We start from the raw sequence: 26,575 nt of genomic DNA on the forward strand, positions 1-26,575 counted from the left end.
ACTGAAGCCGTGCTTGCGACATAGGTCCTTGACCGGCATGCCTGCCTCGGCCTCGCGCAGGAAGCCGATGATCTGCTCTTCGGAAAAACGCTTCTTCACGTCCAATCTCCTTCTTGTGGGGGGATTGAACTCGAAACCGGGGCGCTACTCAAATTTGGGGGGACGTCGCCCTGACCTACTAAGGACGAAGACATGCCTTTTATCCCCGTTTTGGTGGTGGCCTGGGTGCTGGTGACTGGACTGCTCCTGGTCCTGGGCGCCCCGTTCACGGTCTCGGCCATCCTGGCCTTCGTGCCGGCGCTCATGACCGGCGGGCTGACCCGCTTGCGGTGGCGGCCCCAGCCACTTGTGGCTCGCCCCTTCCTTGCCAAGGGTGAGCCACCGCTCAACGCCACCTATGCCTCCGACAACCTCGCCCTGGATGCGACCTCGGGGCGACTTTGGCTCCGTGATGTAACCGGTCGCCGCCTGATCGTGGACCTGGCCGACGTAGCCGCCTGGGAACATACCTGGACCGACACCTCGAACGCCTGGGGCCACCGGTCACGCATTCGGAACGAACTGGCGTTCCGGCTCCGCCGGCTGGATATCCCCACCGTGAGGGTGTTGTTCCGGCGATATTCCGACGCCTTCAACGGCAACAAAAACTTTGAGGAGGCCGCGACCTGGCAAGCCCGGATCACGACCCTCATCAACGGATAGCGCGGATTCGGCTTACTGAGCCCACGGGGCCACCTTAGCCGTGGCCCGACTCTTGCGCCGCTGTTCTGTGGGTCGCAGGACCCTAGCGCGCCTGCCGACGAAGTCCCCCTTCAATCGGTAAACGTTCATCGGGTGACCGCCGTTCGACGACCAGGACGACATCCGTTCCACTACGACCAAGCCCGCCGTGTGGAGGACGCTGTAGGCCTTTGTGATGTTCTCCGGGCGGATCCCGGTAATGGTGCGCAGGCTTTGGTGGGAGACCGTGGCCGAGTGCGTAGCCTCGTCCCGGTAATAGAGCAGCGCAATGTAGAGTTTCACCGCATCCAGCCCGCCAATCCCACGATTGGGGATAAGCGGCAAGCACTCGGCCAGGATGTCCTGGGGCACCTTGCGGAAGCCAGCCGTTAAATCGCCGACCCGGTAGGCGTTCGTGTTGGCTGCGAACCGGGAGTCGATTGTAATCAGCTCCATCGAATCCAGTATCGTCAGGCCCTCAAAGATCATCGGCTTCGAGAGCCCGGTAACGGCCTGGAAGTCTGAGGTCGATAGCACGGTGTCGTCGGTCTGCGCCATCCGGTAACCGGCAATCGCCAGGTAGCACTTGGCGGCGGCCAACATACGACCGCTGACCCCGGCGCCACCGCTGAACTCGGTAAGCCCGCCTGCGGCGATCCAGCCGGGCGGCATTTGTCCGAAACTCATGACCCCTTTTTCCCCCGAACCGCCTCGTAGGCGATCAACAGCGCCAGGAGCGCGACCACGAACCAAGGTCCATTAGTGAGTGCTTTTTCGAGAAGGATGAGCATGGGAAAACCGACCTGGATTAAGGTGATCGCAGTTTCGGATTCCGGCGGACCCTTCTCTAGATAGCGCTCCACACAACTTTCGGCCATTAGCGCAGATTTTTCGTTTCACTTCAACCCTTTGGAGTGCTTTTGACTTGGTTAACGGGCGAACAATCAACGACTATTGGCAGGCCTCTCATTGACCAAGTTGCCGACAGCGGCGGAGATTCGGCCGAAACCGGTCCGAAAATCCGACTTCCACGGGACAGCGCTCGGGACGACCACACGAAGGTTTGGTCCGGGTAGAACCAAGGGAAGGCTTGCAGTGGCTAGAGTATTGATCGCGGAGCGGATGGAAAAAGGTTCAACAGGGGCTTGGGGTTACTGGTGTTTACCTAGTAACACTATTAGACCCTAGTTACTGTCCCTGGCTGGCGAAGTGGTGAAAAAACGACCATATCGAAATGCAAGGGGCATGGGTGGCTCCGAACCTGACCCAGACAGCCTCTCACAGCCCTAAAAGGTGTCAAGGCGATCGCAAGTTGTTGTCGATGCACGGTTTTGTGACGTGGCGCACGGGTCGGGTTCACTCGAATGGGTTGACCGATCTGGCGAGGGTCCTAAGACCATGCATCGCCTTTTTCGACTGCCCGCATGCTCCTCGCGTCCTTCCCCTCCCCCGCTCCCTATCCGCCGCCGCTGTATGACTTCCACGCCGGGCCGGAAGGCATCCGGTTGTCGCCCCGATCTGCAGAAGGGCATGCCTGCGTGCTCGAACTGTGCGAGCGGCTGGGGCTAGAGAAGGCCGTGGCCGCCGGGCAATCGCGCGCCCTCTTGGAGGACGACATACTGGCCCGCGTTTTCGGCCGGCCGCTCCCCGCGCCAACGCCGCCACTTGCTCCGGCACCTGGACCTGTCAGCCAAGAAGCCGCGCCCGAGCCCGCTCTGGAGCCTGGTTCGGTGAATACCCTAGGCAGTCCGGCCGAGCCGGCCGCCGCACCGCAACCTGCGGGCGCCACCGGCAAACGCTTGGGGGAGCTGGTCAGGCTCCACCTCGCCAATGTTGCCCGAGGGCCTAAACGAGCGACGCCAGCGACGCGGGATCGCGGCTATGCGCTCGACCTGCTCGTCCAGGTTCTGGGCGATCGGCCGGCGGCCGACCTAACCCCGGACGATGCCAGCAACTTTGCGGACTTCTTGGCAATCTGGCCCGCACGCCGGCACCACCTGCACCAGCTCGATGGCCTCGATGCCCTGGCGGTCGCCGCCCGGGCGAAGCGGGAGAAACTGCCACCGATCAGCCTGGGCACCCAGCGCAAACACCTCGGCCACATCAATGCGCTGATGAACGCCGCGATCAAGTCCGGGGATTTGGCCGAAAATCCGTTTAGGTATGTGGACCTCGCCCGCTATTCGAAGGACGAGCATGGCCGGCGCCGGAAGAAAAAGGACATCTTCCACCACGCCGACCTGACCACGATCTTCGCTTCGACACATATGGCTAAGCTCATCTCCCCGCACAAATACTGGGTGCCGCTCATCGCGCACTTCACTGGCATGCGGGTCAATGAAATCTGTCAGCTTTACCTCGACGATGTGCGCGTGGACCCATATCTGGACGAGACGGGACAGGAGCGGAATGTCATGACCTTCGATATCACGGCGGACCGCGCCGGCCAAAGCGTCAAGACCGACTACGGCATCCGTCGCATTCCCATCCCGCGAGCCATCCTGGATCTCGGCTTTGAGCGCTACCTGGCAGATGTCAGGGCCAGTGGTTCCGAGGTCCTCTTTCCAGGCCTAAGGTGGGCCGAAGGTGGCCCAGGTCAAACGCTGAGCGAGTGGTTCAACGGCACCCATCTGCGCAAGACCTGCGAAATCACCAGCAAGCGCAAAACCCTCCATTGTTTCCGGCACAACCTGACAACTCTCATGGATCGAACCAAGGTCCCGGAAAGCATCATCTGCGCGATCAACGGTCACTCTACCGGAGTCAGTATTGATCGCCGGAACTACATCGCCGACGGCACGGTTTTGGAATGCCAGCGCGTGCTCGACGCCCTGCCGTTCCCCGAGCTGGCACTAGAGCCATATGTGTCCAGTCGATTCGCTGGATACCTTGAGCACGCAGCCGCCGAGCGGGAGCGGGAGGCGCGCGCGTTAGCGGAGGGCACAGAGTTCAAGCCGAGGAAGGGGCCGCGCCCGCGCCTGCCCACCGGAGATAGCTCTTTTCCCGCAGGTTGAGCGCTCACCATCGGCCGTGTTTTAAGATCGGCCCAGCCTGCTCATCTGGAGGGCGCCCTGAATGACTCGGATCGGTCGGAACGAACCCTGCCCCTGCGGTAGCGGCAAGAAGTTCAAGCGTTGCCACGGCAGCGATCAGTTGATGACGGAGCTTCGAGCCCGGGCAGCTGCCGGCTTCCGAAAAGTCGAAGCCGAGCAACTTCAGCGCAGTCGCCAGCAGGGCAAAGGGCACCCGATTGTTTCGACGGAGGTTGGCGACCTCCGGCTTGTTGCGGTAGGCGGAAACTTCGTAACAGGACGATGGAAGACTTTCCCGGACTTTCTCCACGGCCACATAAAAACCACTTTGGGCGAACCCTGGGGCAATGCTGAGATGGCAAAGCCCGGCGAAGATCGTCATCCGATCATCCGGTGGTATCAGCAGCTTTGCTATCTCCAGCAGCAACACAGCACCGGTCCTGGCCAAGTCTCCAGCATGCCCACCTTCGGCGTGGCGGCGGCCTACCTTGGTCTGGCCTATGACCTCTACTTGATCGACCACAACACAGAGAGCGCTCCGGAGGCAGCAGCCCGAGATCGCCTCTTCAATCGCCTGCGCCATGCGGATCAGTTTGTGGGTGCGCGCTACGAACTGAGAGTTGCGGCCTTCTTCCTCCGAGCCGGGTTCACTCTTCAATGGGCCGACGAGACCGATGGCTCACATCGGCACGGTGAGTTTGTGGCGACCTATCCGCCCACCGGGAAGTCGTTCTGGGTCGAATGTAAGATTCGTCAGCCCCATCCCAAGTCAGACCACGGCAAGAACCTGGGAAAGTTCGTTTCGCTCGTGGTGGATGCGCTCAAAAAGCCGACCGATCTGGACAGGCTGATTTTTGTGGATCTCAACACCCCCGCCAAACCAAAAACTCAAGCGGATGAATACGACTGGCGTAATCGGGCGATTAACAAGCTTCGGAAGTTTGAAGAAGGTCCCGGCGCTAAGGACCTCCCGCCAGCTCTGGTGATGGTGACCAACTTCCCCGACCACCATCACCTGGATGAGATCGTGCCGGATGCTGGCGGCGTCATTGAAGGCTTCAAGATTGACGACTTCCGAATGGGCAAACCGTTGACCTTGCCAGAGGCCATCGCACAACGGGATCGGTATTGCGAAGTGGGCATTTTGATGCGCTCGATCGCAGAACACGCTTCAATCCCCTCCACCTTCGACGGCACAGTGCCAGGACTGGACGATCGGCCCGACCGCATCCGCATCGGTGCCCGATACGAGGTCGAGCCTGGCATCAGCGGCGTTCTCGAAGATGCTTGCGTCATGGAGCAAGACAAACAGGTTGCCGCGGCGATATGCCTGGACGATGGCACCCGGGGCATCACCTTCCTGCCGATTTCTGACGAAGAGCTGGCCGCGTGGCGAAGATATCCCGAGACCTTCTTTGGAGAGGTTCGAGATTACAATCCGCCATCGAAATCCCCTCTGGATCTCTACGATTTCTTCCATAAATCGCTACTGAAAACACCGAAGGAAAACATTCTGGCCCAACTTAAGAACTGGCCGAATCAGCACCATTTGGCCGCCATGTCTCAGCCTGACTTGGCTCACGCGTATGCGATGCGTTTGGCCGAAAGCGCGACGCAGTCTGCTGGCGGATTTAAACCACCCGCGTGGATGAATCGTATGCGTCGCCCACCCTCACCAGTCACCGACCCAGCCGAGGCAATGGCGGTCGATACGCAAGTTGCTCGTCCAGCCGAACCGCGACCGGCACCGTCGGCAGATCGAACCCTGCCAAGGTCGGCTCCAGCTCGATCCGCTGCTCCGGACTCAATACCGCCAGCAACGGGGGAAGGTAGTCCGGCCCAAGCTGACCCAGACCCGCCGCAGCTGTCCGGAGACGACCGCGAGCTGTAGTTACACGGTTCTTGATCGCCCCTACTTTGCCCTGGCGCGCTGTCACCTCGAAGGCCTGTTTGGCCACGATGTCCTTGGTGGCCTGGACCCCCTTCTGATGAAAACGAATGTCGTGGGACAGATCGCGCCAGGCAGCCGGGCGCCGTCCGACCAGCTTGCCGGCGCGCATACGGAACGGATGGGCTTTCGCCCAGTTGTCGGCCCGTGCAGTGGCTGCAGCCCGATGTCGGCGGGCCTGATCCAGTTCATACCGGGCTTCTAGCTCCGCAGCCTTAGCGCGGCGGGCGCGTCCCTCGGCATCCACCAAACGATCGGTTAGTTCCCGGATCACCAGCAACGCACGCTGGATTACCCGAACTAGGCGAAGCACCTGCGCCCACCGGGCCCCATCCTCCGGCGAGGGCCGCGGGGCCAGGGCCTGAAAGCGCCCGAGCAGAGGCGTGTCGGGGGCGAGCGCGCTCAGGACAAGATCGGGTTGGTCTGTGCTCGCCCGTGAGCTGGCCGGCACTTCGTGGTGTGCCAGGCCCCGCTCGGTGTCCGGAACGGACGGATGACCCGCTTCTGCCTCTGTCTTATCCCCCGCCGAACGCTCTCGAGCCACATCCGCCACCGCTGCGGCCTGTTGGACCGCGACGACTTCCGCATGCGCCAACTCGTAGGCCTTGCTCGCCACCACGATATCCCGAACCGCGTCACCCTTCCGAGTCCAGAAACCTTTTCGTTCCAAAGCCACGGCGCCCGCTCCCAGGGTCGGCTGCGGTGCCAGGTCCAATCCCATGCGCTCGTAACTGCGGTGGTCATACTGCGCATGGATGCCGGCATCCGCTGCGGCTTCGGTAGACAGTTCAGCCCAGACCCGGTTGAAGGTCTCCACCATCCCCCGGCCCAGGGCCTTGCTGGCGAGCATCGGATGGCGTGCGCCAAAGGTTGCCGTTGCCATGCCGGTGCCCGTGCCCTCGACTTCGGGCGAACTGACGACCAGGGGGCGAGAGGGAAAATACAGGTGCGCGTGGTAACCCTGCTTTTCGGGCGGCTTCACTTGGCCGAGGGCGTCGGCATCGGCGTCGCGATGGAGCCCGACGGAGACGGGGGTGCCCAACTCCGACATGATGAAGCGGGCCAACTTCTCGGCGAGGCGTCCAGCGCGCTGGTCATCGAGGCCCAGGGGGACCGGAATCCTGTAATCCCTGGCAACCTGAGAGTCCTTCCGCTTTTCTGCCAGCTCGACCGCGTTCCAGAGTTGCCCCGGATCCGTGGCCCACTCGGGCGCGTCATCGGGCGCCACGGTCATCGCCATGACGACCTCCTCGCCCAGTGCCCGGCGGGTGTAGTCGTGCCAGCATTGTTGGCGTTCGTCCCATAGCCTCAACCCGAGGCGGTAGGCGACGCCGGCAACGGCGCTATGGCCTTTCGACCGGCTATGGATCTCTAGGTGAGGGCGAGCGTGGCGCAGCACCATGTAACAGTCCCCTTGTCCGCCGTCTAATGCGGCGTGTTGGTCGCGGCCTTATGACCGTCTATGGCTGGCGCAGCCGTGTCCGACCACGCCGCCCCCATTGCCACCCATCAAAGCAGACGGTCGGGAGGTGTCAAGCACCCTAGGGATATGGGATTGTGGCAGCGGTGATGCTCCTTCCTGAAAGGGCACAGGAACCCTGTATCCTGCCGATCTCGCAAACGGGGGATAGTGGACAAGGAGTTCATGTGAGCCGAAGAGCCTCGACCCTTTTCTTCAGTAGCGCGCTGGTGATCGTGGCGCCAGGGATCATCCATGGCACCACTGTGGCCGAGGCGGCTGCTGCCGGGGCACGGGCGATGAACTCGATGGACGGCCAGAAAAAGGACTGGCTCCGAACGCTGCCTCCAAAGGACCAGCAACTGGTGCTCTGTCTGGAGTTGGTGCGCTCTCAGGATCAATCTGGCATCGCGGCGCTCGACTGCGAGGCGGCCGCAGAGGCAATGCCAAAGGAACATATCAGTGCCCTTGCGGCCGACTGGAACGCCTATAAGGCCAGCGATGGGCGCATGGTGCTGACGGACAACGACATGGTCCGGATCGCGCCGGAGGACCGCGCGGCCGTCCGCACGGCGGCCGCGTGCCGCAGCATTCGAGCAAAGATCACCGCGCAGGTTTCCCTAATGCGGCAAGGGTCCACTGGTTACTGGAACATGACGCAACTTCAGGAAGTCGAACGCCAGACCTGCGGGGACAACATGGACATACTTGGCCCCTGACGGAAGGAAGGATTTTGACTTTCAGCAGTTGCTGGTGACTTTTGCTTTTAGCGGCGTGTTGGGACAACACATAGACGCGCTCTTGCTCTCGGTTTCCGCCTGGCAGCTTCATTTCTTCAAGTTCGGAGGATGACGGCCGATAGCTTGGTGTGCGCCTAACTACAGGGAATGTTGTGACCTACGAAGAACTCGAACGCCTTAAGAACTTGGCCAATGAGGACGAGGAATGGCTGGGCAAGGCCCAGGCAGCCGGCTCGTCCCAAGTGGATGTCCTGGCCGGATACGCAGCGTCATCACGTCAGATGGCGACCGATGCAGAAGAGGTATATTTCGCCGAAAGGTTCAAGATCGCGGAAGAAAGCAGCCACGGGATCGCTGAGGCGATGGGTGACGCCCCCACCCCGCGGTGTCAGGCCACGCCGGGGTGCGCTTATCTCGCAGGCCATGAAGGTCGTTGTAAACCGCGGCTGTAGCCGGGAAGCACGCGGCAACGAGGCCCGGAGCCACGCCCTGGCGGTGGTTCATCTCCACCCTTCTCCGCTGGCTCCTTGCTCCGGAACGTAAGCCGCGCCCTGGGGCTCGAACGGCCCCGGAGGCACCCCCTTGTGGGGACGCATTTTTTGCCTAAGATGGATGTAAAGCCTTAACAGAGTTCAGTCACCAGGGTGGTAACATTCTGAGGTTGAGAGATTTTTAGCGCCCGCAAAGGGCGCCTTGAGGAAACTGCCATGGCCACCGTCTTTGATGTTGCTCGGTTCATTACCGAGAAAACTGGAAGCATGTCTGCCATGAAGCTGCAGAAGCTCGTTTACTACTCGCATGCCTGGCATCTGGTCTGGGACGAGGAGCCGCTCATCACCAATCAGTTCGAAGCTTGGGCGAACGGTCCCGTCGTTCCCGCCCTGTATAACCGTCACCGTGGCGAGTTCAAGGTCGACGCCGACATGTTTAAGGATGGGAGCGTCCAGAACCTCTCCAAAGATGAAAAAGCGACGATCAAAAAGGTCCTCGACTTCTATGGCGACAAGTCGGCGCACTGGCTCAGCAACCTTACTCATCAGGAACGTCCATGGCTGGAGGCGCGGGGCGGCCTGCCGCCCGGTGCGAACTCCAACGCCGTGATCTCCGACGCTGCCATCGCTGAATATTACTCGTCGCTTTAGTCAGCGATGGGAAAGAGACGCGAGGAACGCGCACGCAGAGAGGAAGAACAGCGGATCAAGTTCGAGGAGAGCAAGAAGAAGATTCTTGCCCGGATGAATGTTGAGCAAGAGCCAAAAATCGTCGTCAGGACCGCATTTGTCAGCGTTCCACGAGTGGCCTCAGGCCATGATCTAGCCAGCGACACTCCAAGAACCGCCTCTGTGATCCCTGTCGCGGTGACGCCGAAGGCGCCCGCTGCCGACACCTTTAGTCGCCATCAAGAGCGCATGACTTGGTGCATCACTGCCAGCGACAAGGTTGGGGAGTGGAGCTGGGGTGAGCCACGTAAGTGGGCAGATGGGGAGTGGAAAGAGACGATCTATCCTGGGATGGAGATGCTTGCCCCACTGACGTGGGGCGAAATCGAAAGTCTCAACTCTGGCGGCAGCCACCGCATGCACCACGAGCAAGACCTTGGCAGCATTGCCCCTGAGGCAATCCAACGATGGCACGAGATCGGACTGGGCCAATTCGACACCCTTTTTCGATTTCGAATCGGTGGCCAGAAATCGCATGCGTGGGGCTACATCCTTCAAACGCATTTCTTTTTTGTCTGGTGGGAGCGGCTTCATAAAATCTATGTGTCCGCCGAGAAGGACAAGGATCGTCAGAAGCGCAAGAAGGATAGAAAAAAACGTGAAAATGAAAAGAAGTTGGCTGATGCGAAGGCCAAAAAGCGACGTTGAGGGCTAGTGGGACCTGTCCGCTGACCTTGCTGAAGGGCATGCTGATGGATGATTCCGATCGGATGAATGCTGACCGCGACCGCGAAGCCGCAATCCTTCTCTACGCCGAGCTGATCGCAGAGGCGCAGGCCCTGGGCGCCGCCCTGCTCGACCGCGATGGCGATGAGGCGAGGTTTCGGGCGGCCCTTATCGCCGGACTGGCCCGGTCGAGGGACCTTAGCGGGATTGCCACCCTGGCTGAGGATCTCGGGCGGCGCCTGGCAGAGGCCAGGGATCGGCCTGCCATCGGGGTCGGGGCGTCCTATGAGCGGCTGAGCCGGGCGCTGGATCGTCTCTTGGACGATGCCTAGATCCCGCTGAAACGGGCCCCGCAGTTACCTCCGCGACAGCATTTAATCGCTCGATCCCCGAAGCCTGCCGAAGTTATAAGCGGGTTCTTTTCGGAGCCGCTCGATCGCCCGCAGTTCGTCCATGGCGGCCTTCATCATCTGGTGGCCGGTCTCTCCTTTGACATGAACCTCTAGGGTGCCATCGGCGCGCATGGCGATCGAGGCGGACCAGACGATGGGCGACGGACTTACATCGCTCGCGTCGTCGCCCACCGGGGCCTTTGGCTTAGACCGCGCCATGGTTATCTCCTTGGCCAACATGAGCGTTTCCGGGCAGATAGCCTCGATATGGTCTTGACAGTCCAATCATTCGGCCTAGGGTCTCAGAGCCCCCAAGGAGACCCTCAATGACTCACCAAAGTGTCGGCACTCACCCGTCCCTCGTTCCCGGCAGGTCCGATACCAGAGAGGGTAGCCTCTCTAAAGACACGGGCTCCTTTGTGGACGATGACAGCACTTTCGAAGAACGCTTCGATCCTCGTCTTCTAGGGTTTGCGCAACTGGTGCTGGCAGACGCCGATGGTTGGCCACAGCCAATCCGTTTCGACTGTCCATCTAATCCGTCGCTTGAGCCAGGAAGCTGATTGACTTACCTCGGTGTAAGCCGCCGCGGTCGTTTAACCTTCAAGTCGGCATGAGCCTCGGCCAAGGTTGTGTGCTTGACTGCCCCAGCTTTGGTCCAAGTTTCAAAACTTGGAGCGAATGGCGTCTCGTTTCCGTTCTCATCGATCAAGTAATCAACAACCTCGACGACCTGCCCCCACGCCTCTGATACGAGCACCCTGTTGACGCGTGCTTTAGTTGGCCGCGGCCAGGCTAGCCCCGCCGATCGGAACTTGTTGTTTTGCTCAACGGCGTAGTTGATCGCCTCTTCTTCGAAGTCGCATTTTTTGACGAAACCATTAAGCAGATAGACAAAAAGTCCGTCGAAAACGATCTTCTGCCCCTCCAGTCGCTTCGCCTTGATAGCGTAGTAGGGCCCCGCCACGCTTCCTATGATTTCGTCCCAGGGATAAGCCATCGAACGTCTCCAATCCACATTGTAAAAACGATTAGCGTTGCTTAGGCGAGAAGGCTACGGACAGCACCTAGCAAGAGCCAGTTCGCCCATGGCAACCCCGGAAAAAACGCGGCCAACTCCTCCGGTTTCCAGGCTCGCATGTAAGAGCCAGCATGCGTGTCCGGCGCCGGGTCGCCATTCTCATGCCCCACAAGCGCACGACGACGCTCTGCCGGCAGCGGCAACCAACCCTGAAGCTGCTGAATCAGCGTCTTTCGAAGGGAGTGGATTCCGATGATGCCGGCGGCACGCCGGGGCTTCACTCCGATGGTGCCGAGGTAATAGTTGAATCCCTTGCTGATCGAGTTTCCCTTGCCGGCCGCGCTATCAATGCGCATCTGCGGAAAAAATCGCTCATGCCCGTAAGCGCGGAGCCGTTCGACACGCTCCATGACGCCCAGGGCAAGCAGGTCCGGATGGAGCGGCACGAGGCGCTCACCACCTTCGCCGGTTTTGACGCTCTGGCCGTCTGAATCCGCGCAGATCTTCACGCACGGCACGCCATCCATGACGACGAAATCGCGCAGGAACAGTTGTGCGATCTCGCCCACGCGCGCCCCCGTGTAGAGCCCGATGATGGCGCCCCAGCGGACATGGTCCTTGCGGATACGCTTGAAGTTCTCCGGGTCAAAGATGCGCTTAAGCGTCGGCTCTTCAAAGGGCTCCCAACCGTGTCCGCTGCTTCTGCGAGCGGCCTTTTCCGCCTTCTTCGCGACAACCAGTCCCTTTACCGGGTTGTCCTGGATCACACCCTTCTGGATCAGGGTTTCGAAGAGCTGGGCGACATGGCTGACCTGATTCGCGACATAGGGCTTGCTCTGGCCCGAGCGCAGGAGATCGTCGCTCCACCGGCTCGCCTTCGGCCGCGTGATGGTGACCACCCAAGCCGTGGGACCAATCGCCTTGGCGAACTGATCGAGTGCCCGCCGGCGCTGGCCCCAGGTGTTGGGCTTCATCGCCTTTGCCTCGACCTCCGAATAGGCCTGGATGGCGTCGGCCAGGGTGAGGCGGGAGCCGCTATGGCGAGGAGCGGCAGTGGCAGGCAGATGCGTGCGGGCATCAAGGACAGCTCGCAGAGCCTCCATCCCGTGCTGGTGGTCGCGGTCTGACCCATCGGTTTTGAACCGAAAGCCATCGGGAGTTTCGACTTCCCACTTCGATGCCCGAGGTGGCTGGCGAGGACGGGGCTGGTCGCCTCCGAAGATGCCAGCAACATAGTCCTGATCCCACTCATCATCCTGCTCGCTCATCCCTGCCTTCATCCTGGCGCGTGCGGTGGCGACCATTTGAGCATAGCGACCACTGATCGCGTAAGACCAGGCGCGGGCCTCCCTGGGATCACGGGTGCCAAGGGACCGCTTGATGACGCGCAGGCGGAAGAGCGGGCGCAGGTCCTTCGGAACGACGGCGCGAAAGTGCCACATCCCGGAAACGGGGTGGCGAAGTAAGTGATGGGCGAGGCGCATACGGTGTTGCCCAACCAAGTTGACGGGCGCCGCATCTGCCCCAAAAGAAAAGGGCCCCGGAAACCGGGGCCCTTCTCAATGTGGCTGGGAGACTAGGATTCGAACCTAGATAGACAGCGTCAGAGGCTGTCGTCCTACCGTTAGACGATCTCCCAATAAAGCGGGTTTCGACGCGCTCTGACCTTGAAGCGTCGAACTTTGAAGCGGTATTAGCGCTTCGAGAACTGCGTGGCGCGACGAGCCTTATGGAGACCGACCTTCTTACGCTCGACTTCACGGGCGTCGCGGGTCATGAAACCAGCCTTGCGCAGCGGCGACTTCAGCGCTTCGTCGTATTCGACGAGGGCGCGGGAGATGCCGAGACGAATCGCACCGGCCTGACCCGTAATGCCACCGCCTGCCACCGTCACCATGATATCAAACTTATCGACATTTTCGGTAAGTTCGAGCGGCTGACGAACAATCATGCGCGAGGTCTCGCGACCGAAGAACTGATCAAGCGGCTTGCCGTTGACCACAATACCACCGGTGCCCTTGCGAAGGAACACGCGAGCGGCGGAGGTCTTGCGGCGGCCGGTACCGTAATTCTGCTGGGTAGCCATGTCGTTTCCTTAGATTTCCAGCGCCTGGGGCAGCTGCGCGGTATGCGGGTGCTCGGCGCCGCCGTACACCTTGAGCTTGCGGTACATGGCACGACCCAGCGGGTTTTTCGGCAGCATGCCCTTGACGGCGATTTCGATGACTCGCTCCGGGTGCGTGGCGAGCAGATCCTTGAGACTGGTGGTCTTCAGGTTACCGACGTAGCCGGTGAAGCGGTGGTACATCTTGTCGTCCAGCTTCGCACCGGTCACGGCCACCTTCTCGGCGTTGATCACGACGATGTAGTCGCCGGTATCGACGTGCGGGGTGAACTCGGGCTTGTGCTTGCCGCGGAGGCGACGCGCGATCTCGGTCGAGAGACGACCGAGCGTCTTGTTCGTGGCATCGACCACGAACCAATCACGCTTGACGCTTTCCGGCTTGGCGGTGAACGTTTTCATTTCAAATACCTGGTTTGCCGCCTTGATGGGCGGAACACGGAATCGGTTAAAGCAAAGGCGCGAGAGAATAGCGGACTTTTCCCTCATCGCGCAAGCCCACCGTGCAGGTGAGCTTCGGGCCGACAATCATAACATGATGAACGGCCCGTTTCACAAGCCTCGGGAAGCGAAAGGACGACTGGCGCGACAAGCGGCCGCAGCGACTTCACCTTTTCCCGTTACCCGCGCATTGTAACGTGAGGTATCCCGTTTCGTCAGGAGTTTTCGATCATGTCCGTTCGCACGCTCAGCCCCCTCGATCGCCTGCTGGCCGGTGTGGAGCGCGCCATGGAGGCAGTCGCGGGCTCGCCGGAAGCGGCGCGTCCGTCGCCCGGCGATACCGTGCCCGAGGCACCGATGTCGGAAAGGGAGCGCCGCCACGCGGCCGGACTGATGCGGATCAACCATGTGGGCGAGGTGTGCGCGCAGGCGCTCTACGTCGGCCAGGCCGCCCTGGCGCGCACCGACGAAACCCGCGCACACCTGATGCACGCCGCCCGCGAGGAAACGGATCACCTGGCCTGGTGTGCGGAGCGGCTCAGCCAGCTCGACAGCCGCCCCAGCCTGCTCAATCCCCTGTGGTATGCGGGCAGTTATGCGATCGGTGTCGCGGCCGCGGCCATCGGCGATCCGATCAGCCTGGGTTTCGTCGTGGAAACGGAACGCCAGGTGGAAGCGCACCTTGCCGAGCATCTCACGCGCCTGCCACCGCAGGACGAACGATCCCGGGCGATCCTCGCGCGCATGCAGGAAGACGAGGTGCGCCACGCGGACGCGGCACAGGCCCGTGGCGGCATCGCGCTGCCCTGGCCCCTGCCCCGTTTGATGCAGGCGGCCTCGGCCGTGATGAAGACCGTGGCCTACCGCATCTAGCGGCAACCGCCGTAGCCGCTTCCCTGCGCATGGAAGTGCGTGCGGTGGGCGGCGTTGTAATCCGGCCCCAACAACGCGCCGAAATAACCGCAACCGTCGGCCTGCAGCCCGTGCAGGAAAAGCCCCTCGCGCGGGGCGCTCCAGTCACGCGCGACGACGATGCGCCGGCCATCGGCCAGGCGGAACGCCGTGAGATCGATCGCGTCGGCCCGCGCGTGGCGACTCAGCGGCGCATCGTTGCGGTGATAGACATTACGGCAGGCGTAGCTGCCCACATGCTCGATCACGCGCACGGGCGAACCGAACGCCGCCCCGGCGCCCGGTTGTAGCGCCCTCCGCTCGAATAGCACCATCGCGGCGGCTAACGGGCAGGTAAGCATGACGGGCGACCCCAGCCGCGCCTCGCCCAGGGCGGACACGCGCACGGCATCGCTCCAGCCGCAGCCGCCGGCTTCCTCGTGGTCGACCAGCGGAACGAAGACGGCGCCGGCATGCCGGAGGGCGGCCCGGCACATCGCGGGGTTGCCACCGAGGCGATCCAGCTTGTAGCGAAGAAAGACATCCGGTGGCGCAGTGAGGTCCAGCGGCGCCCACGGGTTGTAACGATCCGGCGGCCGCCAGCCCCTCGTCCAGACAAGGGCGACGACGGACAGCAAGAGGACGAAAAGCAGCAGCGCGCGCATGCCCGACATCCTAGGCATGCGTGCGTGAAGGCGGCTCCGGTCAGGCCGCCTTGCCCACGGCGTCCAGTTTGCGCAGCACATCGGCGTCCAGCGTGAGATCGGCGGCGGCCAGGTTCTCGGTCAGGTGGGCGACCGATGACGTGCCGGGGATCAACAGGATGTTCGGCGAGCGGTGCAGCAACCACGCCAGGGCCACCTGCATGGGCGTTGCGCCCAGACGCGTGGCGATGCCGCTCAGCGTATCCGACTGCAGTGGACTGAACCCGCCCAGCGGGAAGAAGGGCACGTAGGCGATACCGGCCGCCTTCAGGTCGTCGATGAACGCGTCGTCCGCGCGCTGGGCCAGGTTGTACATGTTCTGGACGCAGACGATGTCGCACAGGCCACGGCCTTCGGCCAGCTGGGCCGGGGTGATGTTGCTCAGCCCGATGTGCCGCACCAGGCCCTGCTGCTGCAGGGCCGCCACCGTTTCCAGCATGGGCGCGATGGACCCTTCCGCGGGGCCATGGGTGTCGAACATCACCCGGAGGTTCACCACATCGAGCACGTCCCGGCCCAGGTTGCGCAGGTTGTCGTGCACGGCGGCGGTGAGCTCCCCCGGGGAGAAGGCGGGCAGCCAACCGCCCTTCTCGTCGCGGCGCGCGCCGATCTTGGTCACGATGACCAGGTCGTCGCGGTACGGATGCAGGGCCTCGCGAATCAGCTGGTTGGTGACATGCGGACCGTAGAAGTCGCTGGTGTCGATATGGTCCACGCCCTGTTCCACGGCGGCACGCAGCACGGCCAACGCGGCATCGCGGTCCTTCGGTGGGCCGAACACCCCCGGGCCGGCCAGCTGCATCGCCCCGTAGCCCAGCCGATGGACCGGAAGGTCGCCGAGATGGAAGGTGCCCGACGTCTGGATCGTGGTCATGGAAGAACTCCGGTTAAGTGAGTACGTAGCGTAGGCGCCGACGGATAAGCCGATAAGAGGGCACAATCGGCACGGCTTGTCCCGCATTCCGCACAATCAACGTATCGGAGATGACCATGAAAGCGGACCTCGGCGACCTGCATGCCTTCGTCACTGTCGCGACGGCCGGCGGATTTCGCGAAGGGGCACGCCTGAGCGGCGGCAGCGCCTCCGCCCTGAGCGAGGCGGTCCGCCGGCTGGAGGCCCGTCTCGGGGTGCGCCTGCTGAACCGCACCACGCGCAGCGTGGCACCGACCGAGGCCGGTCGCGGCCTGCTCGATCGCCTCGCGCCGGCCCTGGCCGAGGTGGGACAGGCGCTGGATGTCGTCAACAGCTTCCGCGACCGCCCAGCCGGCACGCTGCGCCTGAACGTTCCCATGAGCGCCTCCCGGCTGGTCCTGCCGGCCCTTGTCCCAACCTTCCTGGCGGCTTATCCGGATATCCGGCTCGAGGTCCTCACGGACGAGAGCTTCGTCGATGTCCTCGCGGCCGGCTGCGACGCCGGCATCCGCTACGACGAGCGCCTGGAGCAGGACATGATCGCGATACCGATCGGCCCCCGGGTCCAGCGCTTCGCCACGGCCGCCTCGCCGGCGTACCTGGATCGCCACGGCCGCCCGGCGCACCCACGCGAACTGCTGGGGCACGCCTGCCTGCGCGGGCGGTTCGCCAGCGGCAACATGCCCGCCTGGGAATTTGAAAAGGACGGCGAGACGGTCTGGGTCGAGCCGACCGGCCCACTGGTGGTCCGGATCGGCGGTGCCGCCGACCTCGCGGTGGATGCGGCCATCGCCGGCACGGGCATCGTCATGCTGTTCGAGGACTGGCTGCGGCCGCACCTGGACAGCGGCGCGCTCGAACCCGTGCTGGCGCCCTGGTGGCTGTCATTCCCCGGACCGTTCCTCTACTACCCCGGACGACGCCTGGTGCCCGCACCCCTGCGCGCCTTCATCGACTTCATCCGGGCGACGGCGCCGGCCTGAACAAACGACGGGCAAAAAAAACCCCGCTTTCGCGGGGTTTCGTGGATCACATCAGGTTGCGGCCGTGGAAGAGCTCCTCGATTTCCCGGCGCAGCAGCGATTCGATGCGCTGGCGCTCCTTGAAGGAAAGATCGTCGGCCTGGGCCTCGAACAGGTAAGTGTCGAGGTCGAAATCCTTGATGTGCATCTTGGTGTGGAAGATGTTTTCCTGGTAGACGTTCACGTCGAACATCTCGTACTTCTGACGGATGTGCTTGGCGAGGTAGTCCTGCACCGAATTGATCTTGTGGTCGATGAAGTGCTTCTTGCCCTTCACGTCGCGTGTGAAGCCGCGCACGCGGTAATCGGCGATCACGATGTCCGACTCGAAGCTGTCGATCAGGTAGTTCAGTGCCTTCAACGGCGAGATGACGCCGCACGTGGCGACGTCGATGTCCGCGCGGAACGTCGCGATGCCGTTGTGCGGATGCGTTTCCGGGTAGGTATGGACGGTGATGTGGCTCTTGTCCATGTGGGCGACGACGGCACCGGAGATGGTGTCGCGGCCCAGCTTCTCGACCACCGGCTCTTCCGAGATCAGGATGGTGACCGACGCGCCCTGCGGGTCGTAATCCTGGCGGGCGATGTTCAGGATGTTGGCGCCGATGATCTCGGCCACATCCGTGAGGATCTGGGTCAGGCGATCGGCGTCGTACTGCTCATCGATGTACTCGATGTAATTCTGTCGCTGCTGTTCGGACACCGCGTAGCAGATGTCGTAGATGTTGAAGCTGAGCGCCTTGGTGAGGTTGTTGAAACCTTGCAGACGAAGGCGGGGGAGCGGTTTGACCACAGCGACTCTCCGAGGCCGGGAGGAACGGCCAGCAGTAGACGCGGGTTAGCAGCTAGGGTCCCCGCAGATGATGTAAGCGACGGGGCGTCATTCTGCCCGGCGCTTGTGTACGGCATAAGACAAAGGGTCCCTACGCCGAGGGGGTGAAATTATGAGGCAAGACGCTCAGGAATTGAACATGCCCGGGGTGGATCGATTTAATTTGTGGATTTTGTGCCCCGGTTGTCTGCAATAATCGCCCCGACACATGGCAAGTAGGCGACGCCTGACGGAAAACCGTCGGCATACACTCATCCGGGGCTGCCATGCCATTGCGACCCATCGGAATCAGCTGTGGCCCAACTCAAATACTTGCTTCAACAGGCTTTCGAACGTTCGCAAGCGCCGACGGGCTTTGCGCCGGACCCCATCGCGATGGGCCGCTTCCTGGACGCATGCCATCGTCGCCGCTACCCCGGCAAGACCGCGATCATCCGCCCGGGCGATCCGGCCAACACCCTCTACTACGTGGTCGAAGGCTCGCTGGCGGTGTGCACCGAGGACGAGGAAGGCCGTGAGCTGATCCTGGCCTATATCAACCGGGGGCAGTTCATCGGCGAGATGGGCCTGTTCGTCGAGCAGGCCCAGCGCGAGTCGCTGGTGCGCACCCGCACCGCGGTGGAGATGGCCGAGATCAGTTACGAGCGGCTGTTCCAGCTGCTGGAGGGCCCGCTCGCCGCCGAATGCCCCAAGCTGCTGTTCGCCATAGGTTCCCAGCTGACCCATCGCCTGCTGCGCACCTCGCGCCAAGTCAGCCGCATGGCCTTCATGGACGTGACCAACCGGGTATCCCGCACGCTGCTGGACCTGTGCCAGGAGCCGGACGCCATGACCCACCCGGACGGCACCCAGATACGCATCTCCCGACAGGAGGTCAGCCGGATCGTGGGTTGCTCGCGCGAAATGGTGGGACGCGTGCTCAAGCAGTTGGAGGAAGAGCGGATGATCGACGTGGCGGGCAAGACCATCGTGGTGCGCGGCACCCGCTAGGCCCCAGGGCGCGGCTCAGCCGCCCCGGTAGATCATGTGGACGTCCGCGCGCTCGTAGTGCGAGCCCGGACGCAGTGCCGGCTGCAACTCGAACCCGGCGCGCCGGTACATGCCCAGGGCCCTCGCCAGCCGGCTGTTGGATTCCAGGAACAGTTCCGTACCCGCCCGGGCGCGGTAGTCGGCGATCGCCGCGTCGAGCAGCTTGCGGCCCGCGCCCAGCCCTCGGTAGTTCTCGTCCACGCCCATTTTCGACAGCTCGTAGACCCCGCCCCCATGGTGCAGCAAAGCGCAGGTGCCTATGACTTCGCTGGCGTAGAGCGCGAACAGGATCGTGCCGCCGCGGGCCAGCACCTTCCCCTCCGGATCGGCGAACAAGGCCCGGTCGACGTCCTCGACCCGGAAATGGCGTTCCAGCCACTGCTGGTTGAGGCGCTGGAAATGCGGTGCCAGCGCCGGCTCGTAGGGAACGATACGCACGGTTTCGCTGGCCAGCGCCGCGCGCTGGTCGAGGATGGCCGCGACCAGTGGACGCTCGGCCAGGACCTGTTCGCAGCCGTCGATCGCCTCCAGCAGCGCCAGCCCCCGGGCCCCCATGGACGCCGCCATGCCGCGGCGAATGGATAGCCATACCGGCCCCAACGCACCGAGCGCCGACTCCCCCGCGTCGGTCAGCGCCAGCACGCTGCGCCGGCCGTCCCGCGGGTCGCGATGGCGAACCACCATGCCCGCCTCCACCAGTCGATCCGCCAGCTGGCTGACTGCCGAATGCGTCTGCCCGATGGCCGAGGCCACTTCGGTCACGGTGGTGGGCCCGACATCGCGCAGGAATCGCAGCACCGGAAACCAGCGCGACTCGATGCCCGCGTCACAGGCCCGGTAAACCTCGTCCACCGCCTGGTAGAAATGATCGCTGAGCGCCTTGAGCCGGCTGCCTAGCGCAAGTTCACGCAGGGAGGAGAGGTACATCGGGCATCCGCGCAAGGGGTCGGAAGCCGAGGCTAGCGGCGGCGGGATGTCGCACGCAAGCGATACGGGCAACCCCTTCATTCCCGGCACGCATGTCGGTGGGCTATGGTGTGTCCCACCATCCACGACAACGACGGCGCATGGACTGGAGCCAGTTCCTCATCTTCGCCGGCGTCGGCCTGCTCGCCCAGCTGGTCGACGGCGCGCTGGGCATGGCCTATGGACTCGTGTCCAACGCCGTGCTGCTCGCACTCGGCCTGCCCCCGGCGGTGGCGAGCGCCACCGTACATACGGCCGAAGTGTTCACCACCGGGGTATCGGGCGGGGCCCACGCCTTCTTCGGCAACGTGGACTGGAAGACCTTCCGCCGCCTGGCCATTCCCGGGGTGGTGGGCGGCATCCTGGGGGCCTGGTTCCTGGCCAGTGTCGACGGCGACGTGCTGAAGCCCTTCGTCTATGCCTACCTGCTGGTCCTGGGGATGGTGGTGCTGGTGCGCGCCACGGGCCGCACCGTTTCGCGCCATCGGGTCCGGCACAAGGGCATCCTGGGCTTCTGCGCCGGGCTGCTCGACGCCATCGGCGGGGGTGGCTGGGGCCCGATCGCCACCTCCACGCTGCTGGCCAGGGGCGGGGACGTGCGGCAGACCATCGGCACGGTGAACGCGGCGGAGTTCGTGGTGACGATCGCCATCTCGTCGACGCTGATCTTCCACATGGGCGTGCAGCACTGGCCCATCGTGCTGGGCCTGCTCACGGGCGGCGTCATCGCCGCGCCGATCGCCGCGTGGCTGGTCAGGCACCTGCCGCCCCGTTACGTCATGGTCGCGGTGGGTTGCCTGATCGTGGGTATCAGCCTCTACCAGCTGGGCTCGTACTTCCTGCGCTGAGGCGCTTGCCGTACTTGGGTCAGAACCAGTGCAGCACGTCCAGCCGATCGCCCAGGGCGCGGCGGGCCTTCCTCTCCATCTTGGGCGATGGATTGACCAGCACCGCCTTGTCGGCGGCGCGCAGCATGGCCAGGTCGGAAAGGGAATCGCTGTAGGCCAGGGCCCAGGGCCGCGGGATGCCGGCCTTGTCGAGATTGCGCACCTTCATGCCTTCGACGTTGTGCACGGTGAAATGCACCCCCAGCGGGCCGCCACGCGTGGACGACGCGATCAGTTCGTAACCGGCCAGGCTCACCTCGTCCAGGATGGACTCGACCATCGTGAGGTCGTTGCCGCTGACGATGACGACCCGGTCGCCCAGGGCGACGTGCCGGCGCAACGTCGCTACCGCATCGCGCAGGAACACGCCGGGGCGCCGCGCGTAGACCCTGGCGAACGCACCGACCCGGCGACGGTAACTGGCTTCCCGCCGGCCGAAGGTCACCACGCGCAGGAAGACGCGCCCGAGGAGGCGGCTGCCCGCCACGGTCGGCAGCAGCAAAGGAACGAAGGGCAGCAAAGGCAGGCCGAGCAACAGGCGCCAGCGACCGGCGCCGGAAAGACACTCGCGGAAATACAGCTCGAGCGTCTGGTGGCGCACGATGACGCCGTCGAAGTCGAACAGGACGACGCGACGCACGTCGGCGACGGGGCCAGGTGACCCCGTCGTTTCACTCCCCTGGTCCATGCCGCGCCTAGTGCTTGTGCGTCGGGCTGGGCGTGTCGAACAGCTTGCGCAGTTCCGTGCCGGGATCGGCGGCGCGCATGAAGGCCTCGCCAACCAGGAAGCAGTCGATGCCCTTGTCGCGCAGCATCTTGACGTCTTCGCGGTTGTGGATACCGGATTCGGCGACCAGTGTGCCGTCACCGACCAGTTCCTTCAGGCGCAGCGAGGTGCCCAGCGACGTCTCGAACGTGCGCAGGTTGCGGTTGTTGACGCCGATGAGGGGCACGGGGAGTTCGAGTGCGACTTCGAGCTCTTCCTCGTTGTGGACCTCGACCAAGACGTCCAGGTCGAGTTCGGCGGCCAGCATGGATAGCTCGAGCAGGGCATCATGATCATGGATGACATCGTCGCCCGTCTTGGTGGCGAACGCGGCGACGATCAGCAGGATGCAGTCGGCGCCGATGGTGCGTGCCTCGTACACCTGATATTCGTCGACGATGAAATCCTTGCGCAGGATGGGCAACTTGCAGGCCGCGCGCGCCTGGCGCACGAAGTCCTCGTGGCCCTGGAAGAAATCGGCGTCGGTGAGGACGGAAAGGCAGGCAGCTCCGCCTTGCTCGTAGCTGCGGGCAATCTCCGCCGGATTGAAGTCGGCGCGGATCAGCCCCTTGCTCGGGCTGGCCTTCTTGATCTCGGCGATCACCGCCGGCTGGCCGTCGTGCAGCTTGGCGTCAATGGCCGCCACGAAGCCGCGCGTGGGCTCCAGGTCGGCGATCATTGCGGCGAGGTCATCCAGCGAGCGATGACGCTTGCGTTCGGCTACTTCTTCCGCCTTGCGGGCGAGAATGCGATGGAGAATGTCGGGCATCGAAGCGCTTCCTTGGGTAAGGCCGGGCAGAGGGGGATTCCCGGCGATCTCAGGCACCGAGCCGCCGGGTGGCGGCCACGAACGCATGCATTTTTGCACGAGCCGCGCCACTTGCGATCGTCTGGCGGGCAAGATCGATACCCGCCCGGATCGTGGGCGCCACATCCGCCGTGTACAGGGCGGCACCGGCATTCAGGCAGACGATGTCGTGGGGTACGCCGGGCACGCCGGAGATGGCGTCCACCAGCATCGCCATGGAGCCCTCGGCATCCTCTACCCGCAGGTTGCGGCTGGATGCCATGGCCAGCCCGAAATCCTCCGGCTCGATCTCGTATTCGCGGACCACGCCGTCGCGCAGTTCGCCCACCAGGGTGGCGGCACCCAGCGAGATCTCGTCCATGCCGTCGCGGCCCCACACCACCAGGGCGTGCTTCGCGCCCAGGGCCTGCAGCGCGCGGATCTGGATGCCGACCAGGTCAGGATGGAACACGCCCATCAGGATGTTCGGCGCCCCGGCGGGATTGGTCAGCGGACCGAGGATGTTGAAGAGGGTGCGGACACCCATCTCGCGCCGGACCGGGGAGACCACCTTCATCGCGGGATGGTGGTTCGGCGCGAACATGAAGCCGATATCCACCTCGGCCATGCAGACGGCCACCTGGGCCGGCAGCAGGTCGATCCGCGCGCCCAGGGCCTCCAGCACATCGGCGCTGCCGGACTTGGACGACACGCTGCGGCCACCGTGCTTCGCCACCCGCGCACCGGCGGCGGCGGCGACGAACATGGATGCCGTGGAGATATTGAAGGTGGACGCGCCATCGCCGCCCGTACCCACGATATCGACGAAATGCGGGTGGGTGCCAGCGTCCACACGCGCCGAGAGGTCGCGCATCACGCGCGCCGCGCCGGTGATCTCGCCCACCGTTTCCTTCTTCACCCGAAGGCCGGTAAGGATGGCGGCCGTCATCAGCGGGCTGACATCGCCGCGCATGATCTGGTGCATCAGCTCGATCATCTCGTCGTGGAAGATCTCGCGGTGCTCGATCGTGCGCTGCAGCGCCTCGGAGGGGGTCATCGGCATGGCGCGTGAATCCTTGTCGTTACGCGGCGAGCGGCAGCGGCATGCCGAGGAAATTGCGCAACAGGTCGTGACCGTGCTGGGTGAGGATCGACTCCGGATGGAACTGCACGCCCTCGATATCCAGCGTGCGATGGCGCAGGCCCATGATCTCGTCGATCGAACCGTCCTCGCGCTCCGTCCAGGCGGTGACCTCAAGGCAATCGGGCACCGAGCCCTTCTCGACCACCAGCGAGTGGTAGCGCGTGGCCTCGAACGGGTCGGGCAGCCCGGCGAACACACCCTGCCCCCGATGGCGCACCGGCGAGGTCTTGCCGTGCATGATCTCGCGCGCCCGGATCACCGTGCCGCCGAACACCTGCCCGATGGCCTGGTGGCCGAGGCAGACCCCGAAGATCGGTAACTCGCCGGCCAGCTCCCGCAGGATATCCATGGACACGCCCGAATCGTCCGGCGTGCCTGGGCCCGGCGAGATCATGATGCGCGAGGGTGCCAGGGCGCGGATATCCGCGACAGTGAGGGCATCGTTGCGAACCACCTTGACCTCCTGCCCCAGCTCGCCCAGGTACTGGACGAGGTTGAAGGTGAAGGAGTCGTAGTTGTCGATCATGAGCAGCATATGGACCTGACCGGTTTCGTTCATTGCCGTGGTCGGCCATTGTACGGCACATCGCGAAGACGCTGACCGGGCACGGGTGGTGCCGAATCGCGCACACCTGGTCCAGGTCCAAACCGGCGCACAGCCGCGTCAGCTCACGCCATCCCCGATGCCAGACGGCCGACGCGCAGCGGCGAAGGTGGGCAGCACGCCTTTTCTTCGCAAGGAAATCGCATGGCCTGGGCGAGGATGGCTCACATGCGCAATCTCGACTTCAGTTCATGGCAGGGCCTGCTCTCCACCCTCTTCGGGCTGGCCGTCATCACCCTCATAGGCGTGGGCATCCGTTTGCTGGCCATGCAGACGGTGCAGCAACGCCGAGAACGGGAAAACCGACAGATCAATGAGCGACTGCGCACCCTGATCGCTGCCTACAAGACGTTGGGCGGCTCGTTCACCGGTAATCTCGCGGTCGACCCCACCCATATGCGCGACCTGCGACTTCGTGCCGCCTCGGCTGAAGGCTCTGCGGGTGAGTTCGCTTCGGGCTCGGACCGGGCGCGCCGGGTTCGCGATGCGGTGGAAGCGGCCCTTTCGGACATCATCCTGCTCGGCACCGAAGAACAGGTGGCGCTGGCGGCCCGAGCCGCCACCGAGATGGTCGAGGGACGCCCGGTGCACATGCACGACCTCGTCGTTTCGCTGCGTAACTTCATTCGGAAAGTCCTCGACCTGGAACCGGTGTCGCGGAAGATCGCCATTCCGAACCAGGGGCCCGCGCGCGTGGTGGCGGCGAAGGGAAAGGCCGATGGCGGCGCGAAGGCTGAAGGCGGTGGCGCAGGTAAAGGCAGCGGCGTGGGCGGTGGCATGGGCGGCGGTATGGCGGCCGGCGCAGGGTTGGGCCTCGGCGGCGGGATCGCTGCGGACGATGCGCACGGGCATCACGAGTAGGCCGGCTCGCCTGGGCGCTGCCATCACGTGCGCTTGTCGCATGCTTGCCGCCCACGACACCGACGGAGTGCAGCGCTATGACACCGAAGCAGAGTGCCGAGCCTGAAACAGTGTGGATGCATCGCAACGGCTGGGTGCCTAACAACGAGGCGTATCCCGTTCTCGTCTATAGGAATGTCATTGAGGGCGACGATCTCGCGTCGAACATCGAGGCGACCTTCGCAACCAACGGATGGCCACCGCAATGGCGCGATGGCGTTTTCGACTATCACCACTACCACTCCACGGCGCACGAAGTGCTCGGCTTCGCCACCGGCTGGGCGCGACTCGTTCTGGGCGGACCCGGAGGGCACGATATCGAAGTGAAGGCTGGCGATGTCATCCTATTGCCGGTGGGCACCGGTCATTGCCGCGTCGATGCTTCCAACGACTTTCTTGTCGTCGGTGCCTATCCCGAGGGGCAGCACTGGGATATCTGCCGTGAGCCGCCAACTGCCGCGATGATCGAACGGATGCGCGCGCTGCCCTTCCCGAAGAGCAACCCTGTCAACGGCGACAAAATATCCCTGCCCCGGCATGAGAAACGCTAGGCAAGCAACTTCGTGAAGCGATCACGATCGCCGAACATCAAGCCGATCCCAGCACTTCCTTTAGGCTGACAATTGCACCTAACCGAGCACCTTCAACAGCTCGTCCGTGGTGACCGTCTCGCCAATACGCGGGAAGATCGTCTTGACGCTGTTCTCGTGCGCAGCGGCGTTGAGGTCCGTCATGGCATCTGTCACCAGAACGACGTCGTAGCCGAGTTCGCTGGCATAACGCGCCGTGGACTCGATGCCGATGCTGGTGGCGATACCGACCAGCACGATCTGTTTGATGCCCTTGGCACGCAGCTGCGCATCGAGATCGGTGGTCTGGAAGGCACCCCAGCGCTTCTTGCTTACGCGCATGTCGCTGGTCGCGGCTTCGAGCTGCGGTACCAGTTCGGCAAACGATGGGTCGGTCGGGAACGGATGCTTCGGAGCGTCGGTGCGACCGGGAGCGGCCTCCACCACATTGACCAGCACGACAGGGTGGTTCTTCGCGCGGAACGCACGCGCGATCGACGCGGACTTCGCCACTACATCGGCGGCCGGGTGAACCGTCGGCAGGGCGACAATGCCCTTCTGCAGATCGATAACGACAAGGGCGGCCTGGTTGTCGAGTTGGCTAAGCGGCATGGCGTGACCTGTTCATCGAGGTGGTGCGATTGGACATGCCCGAAGGCTAAGGTTGCGCACCCCAACTTACAAGCCAGACGTGCAAGGTTGGCGTCGAGCGTTCTCGCGCAACCGCCGCACCCTGACGCAAAGGGACTTGCGGCCGGCCTGGGCAGAGCCGATGCTTGTTGGTCCCCACAGCAAGGATT

At 63.5% G+C, this 26,575-nt stretch carries 31 protein-coding genes and 1 tRNA gene; 13 read left to right on the forward strand and 19 right to left on the reverse strand.

Features of this window, described 5'->3' with window-relative positions; translation table 11 throughout:
- Positions 1–99, reverse strand: a 99-nt coding sequence (locus QRN34_RS09620) for a transposase (RefSeq protein ID WP_285404341.1), incomplete at its 3' end; no start/stop codon positions are given.
- Positions 100–192: 93 nt separating this feature from the next.
- On the opposite strand from QRN34_RS09620, the gene QRN34_RS09625 reads away from it, so the two are divergent.
- A complete protein-coding gene (locus tag QRN34_RS09625; protein WP_285404045.1) occupies positions 193–702 on the forward strand; it encodes a hypothetical protein in 510 nt (169 codons plus the stop codon).
- 12 nt (positions 703–714) lie between these two features.
- Here QRN34_RS09625 and QRN34_RS09630 read toward each other — a convergent pair whose 3' ends face one another.
- Entirely contained in the window at positions 715–1,407 is a 693-nt protein-coding gene (locus QRN34_RS09630) for a hypothetical protein (protein WP_285404046.1), read from the reverse strand.
- A gap of 737 nt (positions 1,408–2,144) precedes the next feature.
- On the opposite strand from QRN34_RS09630, the gene QRN34_RS09635 reads away from it, so the two are divergent.
- Positions 2,145–3,734, forward strand: a complete 1,590-nt coding sequence (locus tag QRN34_RS09635; RefSeq protein ID WP_285404047.1) for a site-specific integrase — start codon at positions 2,145–2,147, stop codon at positions 3,732–3,734.
- 4 nt (positions 3,735–3,738) lie between these two features.
- On the opposite strand, the gene QRN34_RS09640 is transcribed toward QRN34_RS09635, so the two are convergent.
- Both QRN34_RS09640 and QRN34_RS09645 read right to left on the reverse strand, forming a co-directional pair.
- Positions 3,739–4,182: a hypothetical protein gene (locus QRN34_RS09640; RefSeq protein WP_285404048.1), complete on the reverse strand. Its 444-nt coding sequence runs from the start codon at positions 4,180–4,182 to the stop codon at positions 3,739–3,741.
- Between the two features lie 1,249 nt (positions 4,183–5,431).
- On the reverse strand, positions 5,432–7,102 hold the full coding sequence (locus QRN34_RS09645) for a MobA/MobL family protein (RefSeq protein ID WP_285404049.1): 1,671 nt from the start codon (positions 7,100–7,102) through the stop codon (positions 5,432–5,434).
- 245 nt (positions 7,103–7,347) lie between these two features.
- Here QRN34_RS09645 and QRN34_RS09650 point away from each other — a divergent pair, with 245 nt between their 5' ends.
- From QRN34_RS09650 to QRN34_RS09670, 5 genes are all read left to right on the forward strand, one after another.
- A complete protein-coding gene (locus QRN34_RS09650; protein ID WP_285404051.1) occupies positions 7,348–7,878 on the forward strand; it encodes a hypothetical protein in 531 nt (176 codons plus the stop codon).
- A gap of 173 nt (positions 7,879–8,051) precedes the next feature.
- Entirely contained in the window at positions 8,052–8,351 is a 300-nt protein-coding gene (locus tag QRN34_RS09655; protein ID WP_285404052.1) for a hypothetical protein, read from the forward strand.
- A 255-nt stretch (positions 8,352–8,606) separates the two neighbouring features.
- Complete coding sequence (locus QRN34_RS09660) at positions 8,607–9,041, forward strand: type II toxin-antitoxin system antitoxin SocA domain-containing protein (RefSeq protein ID WP_285404053.1); 435 nt, start codon at positions 8,607–8,609, stop codon at positions 9,039–9,041.
- A gap of 6 nt (positions 9,042–9,047) precedes the next feature.
- Complete coding sequence (locus QRN34_RS09665; protein ID WP_285404054.1) at positions 9,048–9,767, forward strand: hypothetical protein; 720 nt, start codon at positions 9,048–9,050, stop codon at positions 9,765–9,767.
- A 44-nt stretch (positions 9,768–9,811) separates the two neighbouring features.
- Positions 9,812–10,117, forward strand: a complete 306-nt coding sequence (locus QRN34_RS09670) for a hypothetical protein (RefSeq protein WP_285404055.1) — start codon at positions 9,812–9,814, stop codon at positions 10,115–10,117.
- Between the two features lie 42 nt (positions 10,118–10,159).
- On the opposite strand, the gene QRN34_RS09675 is transcribed toward QRN34_RS09670, so the two are convergent.
- The 6 genes from QRN34_RS09675 to rplM form a co-directional block, all read right to left on the reverse strand.
- Positions 10,160–10,417 (reverse strand): hypothetical protein, encoded by a 258-nt coding sequence (locus QRN34_RS09675; protein ID WP_285404056.1) that lies wholly within the window; start codon positions 10,415–10,417, stop codon positions 10,160–10,162.
- 328 nt (positions 10,418–10,745) lie between these two features.
- Entirely contained in the window at positions 10,746–11,177 is a 432-nt protein-coding gene (locus QRN34_RS09680; RefSeq protein ID WP_285404058.1) for a hypothetical protein, read from the reverse strand.
- Between the two features lie 41 nt (positions 11,178–11,218).
- On the reverse strand, positions 11,219–12,682 hold the full coding sequence (locus QRN34_RS09685; protein ID WP_285404060.1) for a DUF6538 domain-containing protein: 1,464 nt from the start codon (positions 12,680–12,682) through the stop codon (positions 11,219–11,221).
- An 81-nt stretch (positions 12,683–12,763) separates the two neighbouring features.
- Positions 12,764–12,837, reverse strand: a tRNA-Gln gene (locus QRN34_RS09690).
- 54 nt (positions 12,838–12,891) lie between these two features.
- Positions 12,892–13,284: a 30S ribosomal protein S9 gene (rpsI, locus tag QRN34_RS09695; RefSeq protein WP_036138010.1), complete on the reverse strand. Its 393-nt coding sequence runs from the start codon at positions 13,282–13,284 to the stop codon at positions 12,892–12,894.
- A gap of 9 nt (positions 13,285–13,293) precedes the next feature.
- Complete coding sequence (gene rplM, locus QRN34_RS09700) at positions 13,294–13,722, reverse strand: 50S ribosomal protein L13 (RefSeq protein WP_036109995.1); 429 nt, start codon at positions 13,720–13,722, stop codon at positions 13,294–13,296.
- Between the two features lie 270 nt (positions 13,723–13,992).
- On the opposite strand from rplM, the gene coq7 reads away from it, so the two are divergent.
- Positions 13,993–14,634, forward strand: a complete 642-nt coding sequence (gene coq7 / locus QRN34_RS09705; RefSeq protein ID WP_285404065.1) for a 2-polyprenyl-3-methyl-6-methoxy-1,4-benzoquinone monooxygenase — start codon at positions 13,993–13,995, stop codon at positions 14,632–14,634.
- On the opposite strand, the gene QRN34_RS09710 is transcribed toward coq7, so the two are convergent.
- Positions 14,631–15,317, reverse strand: coding sequence for an extensin family protein (locus tag QRN34_RS09710; RefSeq protein ID WP_285404067.1), 687 nt, complete (start codon positions 15,315–15,317; stop codon positions 14,631–14,633). The genes coq7 and QRN34_RS09710 overlap by 4 nt on opposite strands.
- 40 nt (positions 15,318–15,357) lie before the next feature.
- Positions 15,358–16,230, reverse strand: a complete 873-nt coding sequence (locus tag QRN34_RS09715; protein WP_285404069.1) for an aldo/keto reductase family oxidoreductase — start codon at positions 16,228–16,230, stop codon at positions 15,358–15,360.
- 137 nt (positions 16,231–16,367) lie between these two features.
- Between QRN34_RS09715 and QRN34_RS09720 the strand changes: the two genes are divergently transcribed.
- The gene (locus QRN34_RS09720) at positions 16,368–17,252 is read left to right on the forward strand and encodes a LysR family transcriptional regulator (protein ID WP_285404343.1); all 885 of its coding nucleotides are present in this window, start codon (positions 16,368–16,370) and stop codon (positions 17,250–17,252) included.
- Positions 17,253–17,298: 46 nt separating this feature from the next.
- On the opposite strand, the gene speD is transcribed toward QRN34_RS09720, so the two are convergent.
- Positions 17,299–18,084, reverse strand: coding sequence for an adenosylmethionine decarboxylase (gene speD / locus QRN34_RS09725; RefSeq protein WP_036109987.1), 786 nt, complete (start codon positions 18,082–18,084; stop codon positions 17,299–17,301).
- A 414-nt stretch (positions 18,085–18,498) separates the two neighbouring features.
- On the opposite strand from speD, the gene crp reads away from it, so the two are divergent.
- The gene (gene crp / locus QRN34_RS09730; RefSeq protein ID WP_216165444.1) at positions 18,499–19,113 is read left to right on the forward strand and encodes a cAMP-activated global transcriptional regulator CRP; all 615 of its coding nucleotides are present in this window, start codon (positions 18,499–18,501) and stop codon (positions 19,111–19,113) included.
- A gap of 15 nt (positions 19,114–19,128) precedes the next feature.
- Here the strand turns inward: crp and QRN34_RS09735 are convergent, their stop codons facing one another.
- Positions 19,129–20,079, reverse strand: coding sequence for a bifunctional helix-turn-helix transcriptional regulator/GNAT family N-acetyltransferase (locus tag QRN34_RS09735; RefSeq protein ID WP_285404079.1), 951 nt, complete (start codon positions 20,077–20,079; stop codon positions 19,129–19,131).
- A 140-nt stretch (positions 20,080–20,219) separates the two neighbouring features.
- Between QRN34_RS09735 and QRN34_RS09740 the strand changes: the two genes are divergently transcribed.
- Positions 20,220–20,966: a sulfite exporter TauE/SafE family protein gene (locus QRN34_RS09740; protein WP_285404081.1), complete on the forward strand. Its 747-nt coding sequence runs from the start codon at positions 20,220–20,222 to the stop codon at positions 20,964–20,966.
- 19 nt (positions 20,967–20,985) lie between these two features.
- Here the strand turns inward: QRN34_RS09740 and QRN34_RS09745 are convergent, their stop codons facing one another.
- The 4 genes from QRN34_RS09745 to QRN34_RS09760 are packed head-to-tail and all read right to left on the reverse strand — an operon-like array spanning position 20,986 to position 24,237.
- The gene (locus tag QRN34_RS09745; protein ID WP_051938482.1) at positions 20,986–21,645 is read right to left on the reverse strand and encodes a haloacid dehalogenase-like hydrolase; all 660 of its coding nucleotides are present in this window, start codon (positions 21,643–21,645) and stop codon (positions 20,986–20,988) included.
- A 55-nt stretch (positions 21,646–21,700) separates the two neighbouring features.
- A complete protein-coding gene (gene trpC / locus QRN34_RS09750) occupies positions 21,701–22,540 on the reverse strand; it encodes an indole-3-glycerol phosphate synthase TrpC (protein WP_285404083.1) in 840 nt (279 codons plus the stop codon).
- A gap of 49 nt (positions 22,541–22,589) precedes the next feature.
- Entirely contained in the window at positions 22,590–23,621 is a 1,032-nt protein-coding gene (gene trpD / locus QRN34_RS09755) for an anthranilate phosphoribosyltransferase (RefSeq protein WP_285404085.1), read from the reverse strand.
- A 19-nt stretch (positions 23,622–23,640) separates the two neighbouring features.
- On the reverse strand, positions 23,641–24,237 hold the full coding sequence (locus QRN34_RS09760; RefSeq protein WP_036143549.1) for an aminodeoxychorismate/anthranilate synthase component II: 597 nt from the start codon (positions 24,235–24,237) through the stop codon (positions 23,641–23,643).
- A 237-nt stretch (positions 24,238–24,474) separates the two neighbouring features.
- Between QRN34_RS09760 and QRN34_RS09765 the strand changes: the two genes are divergently transcribed.
- Positions 24,475–25,167 carry a hypothetical protein gene (locus QRN34_RS09765; RefSeq protein ID WP_285404087.1) on the forward strand — a complete coding sequence of 231 codons (693 nt, stop codon included), beginning with the start codon at positions 24,475–24,477 and terminating at the stop codon, positions 25,165–25,167.
- Positions 25,168–25,244: 77 nt separating this feature from the next.
- Complete coding sequence (locus tag QRN34_RS09770; protein WP_285404089.1) at positions 25,245–25,757, forward strand: cupin; 513 nt, start codon at positions 25,245–25,247, stop codon at positions 25,755–25,757.
- 78 nt (positions 25,758–25,835) lie between these two features.
- Here the strand turns inward: QRN34_RS09770 and QRN34_RS09775 are convergent, their stop codons facing one another.
- On the reverse strand, positions 25,836–26,387 hold the full coding sequence (locus QRN34_RS09775) for an isochorismatase family protein (RefSeq protein WP_285404091.1): 552 nt from the start codon (positions 26,385–26,387) through the stop codon (positions 25,836–25,838).
- Positions 26,388–26,575: the final 188 nt, after the last annotated feature.

Source organism: Luteibacter sp. ME-Dv--P-043b, from assembly GCF_030209605.1.
Classification (GTDB): domain Bacteria; phylum Pseudomonadota; class Gammaproteobacteria; order Xanthomonadales; family Rhodanobacteraceae; genus Luteibacter.

Excerpts from the sequence above, each read along its gene's own strand:
- QRN34_RS09765 (WP_285404087.1), top strand. The coding sequence starts at position 24,475 with ATGCGCAATCTCGACTTCAGTTCATGGCAGGGCCTGCTCTCCACCCTC.
- QRN34_RS09665 (WP_285404054.1), top strand. The coding sequence starts at position 9,048 with ATGGGAAAGAGACGCGAGGAACGCGCACGCAGAGAGGAAGAACAGCGG.
- QRN34_RS09680 (WP_285404058.1), bottom strand. The coding sequence starts at position 11,177 with ATGGCTTATCCCTGGGACGAAATCATAGGAAGCGTGGCGGGGCCCTAC.
- rplM (WP_036109995.1), bottom strand. The coding sequence starts at position 13,722 with ATGAAAACGTTCACCGCCAAGCCGGAAAGCGTCAAGCGTGATTGGTTC.
- rpsI (WP_036138010.1), bottom strand. The coding sequence starts at position 13,284 with ATGGCTACCCAGCAGAATTACGGTACCGGCCGCCGCAAGACCTCCGCC.
- QRN34_RS09735 (WP_285404079.1), bottom strand. The coding sequence starts at position 20,079 with ATGTACCTCTCCTCCCTGCGTGAACTTGCGCTAGGCAGCCGGCTCAAG.
- coq7 (WP_285404065.1), top strand. The coding sequence starts at position 13,993 with ATGTCCGTTCGCACGCTCAGCCCCCTCGATCGCCTGCTGGCCGGTGTG.
- trpC (WP_285404083.1), bottom strand. The coding sequence starts at position 22,540 with ATGCCCGACATTCTCCATCGCATTCTCGCCCGCAAGGCGGAAGAAGTA.
- QRN34_RS09715 (WP_285404069.1), bottom strand. The coding sequence starts at position 16,230 with ATGACCACGATCCAGACGTCGGGCACCTTCCATCTCGGCGACCTTCCG.
- QRN34_RS09670 (WP_285404055.1), top strand. The coding sequence starts at position 9,812 with ATGGATGATTCCGATCGGATGAATGCTGACCGCGACCGCGAAGCCGCA.
- QRN34_RS09645 (WP_285404049.1), bottom strand. The coding sequence starts at position 7,102 with ATGGTGCTGCGCCACGCTCGCCCTCACCTAGAGATCCATAGCCGGTCG.
- QRN34_RS09770 (WP_285404089.1), top strand. The coding sequence starts at position 25,245 with ATGACACCGAAGCAGAGTGCCGAGCCTGAAACAGTGTGGATGCATCGC.
- QRN34_RS09660 (WP_285404053.1), top strand. The coding sequence starts at position 8,607 with ATGGCCACCGTCTTTGATGTTGCTCGGTTCATTACCGAGAAAACTGGA.
- QRN34_RS09710 (WP_285404067.1), bottom strand. The coding sequence starts at position 15,317 with ATGCGCGCGCTGCTGCTTTTCGTCCTCTTGCTGTCCGTCGTCGCCCTT.
- QRN34_RS09675 (WP_285404056.1), bottom strand. The coding sequence starts at position 10,417 with ATGTTGGCCAAGGAGATAACCATGGCGCGGTCTAAGCCAAAGGCCCCG.
- QRN34_RS09625 (WP_285404045.1), top strand. The coding sequence starts at position 193 with ATGCCTTTTATCCCCGTTTTGGTGGTGGCCTGGGTGCTGGTGACTGGA.
- QRN34_RS09635 (WP_285404047.1), top strand. The coding sequence starts at position 2,145 with ATGCTCCTCGCGTCCTTCCCCTCCCCCGCTCCCTATCCGCCGCCGCTG.
- QRN34_RS09775 (WP_285404091.1), bottom strand. The coding sequence starts at position 26,387 with ATGCCGCTTAGCCAACTCGACAACCAGGCCGCCCTTGTCGTTATCGAT.
- QRN34_RS09685 (WP_285404060.1), bottom strand. The coding sequence starts at position 12,682 with ATGCGCCTCGCCCATCACTTACTTCGCCACCCCGTTTCCGGGATGTGG.
- QRN34_RS09630 (WP_285404046.1), bottom strand. The coding sequence starts at position 1,407 with ATGAGTTTCGGACAAATGCCGCCCGGCTGGATCGCCGCAGGCGGGCTT.
- crp (WP_216165444.1), top strand. The coding sequence starts at position 18,499 with ATGGGCCGCTTCCTGGACGCATGCCATCGTCGCCGCTACCCCGGCAAG.
- QRN34_RS09760 (WP_036143549.1), bottom strand. The coding sequence starts at position 24,237 with ATGCTGCTCATGATCGACAACTACGACTCCTTCACCTTCAACCTCGTC.
- QRN34_RS09740 (WP_285404081.1), top strand. The coding sequence starts at position 20,220 with ATGGACTGGAGCCAGTTCCTCATCTTCGCCGGCGTCGGCCTGCTCGCC.
- trpD (WP_285404085.1), bottom strand. The coding sequence starts at position 23,621 with ATGCCGATGACCCCCTCCGAGGCGCTGCAGCGCACGATCGAGCACCGC.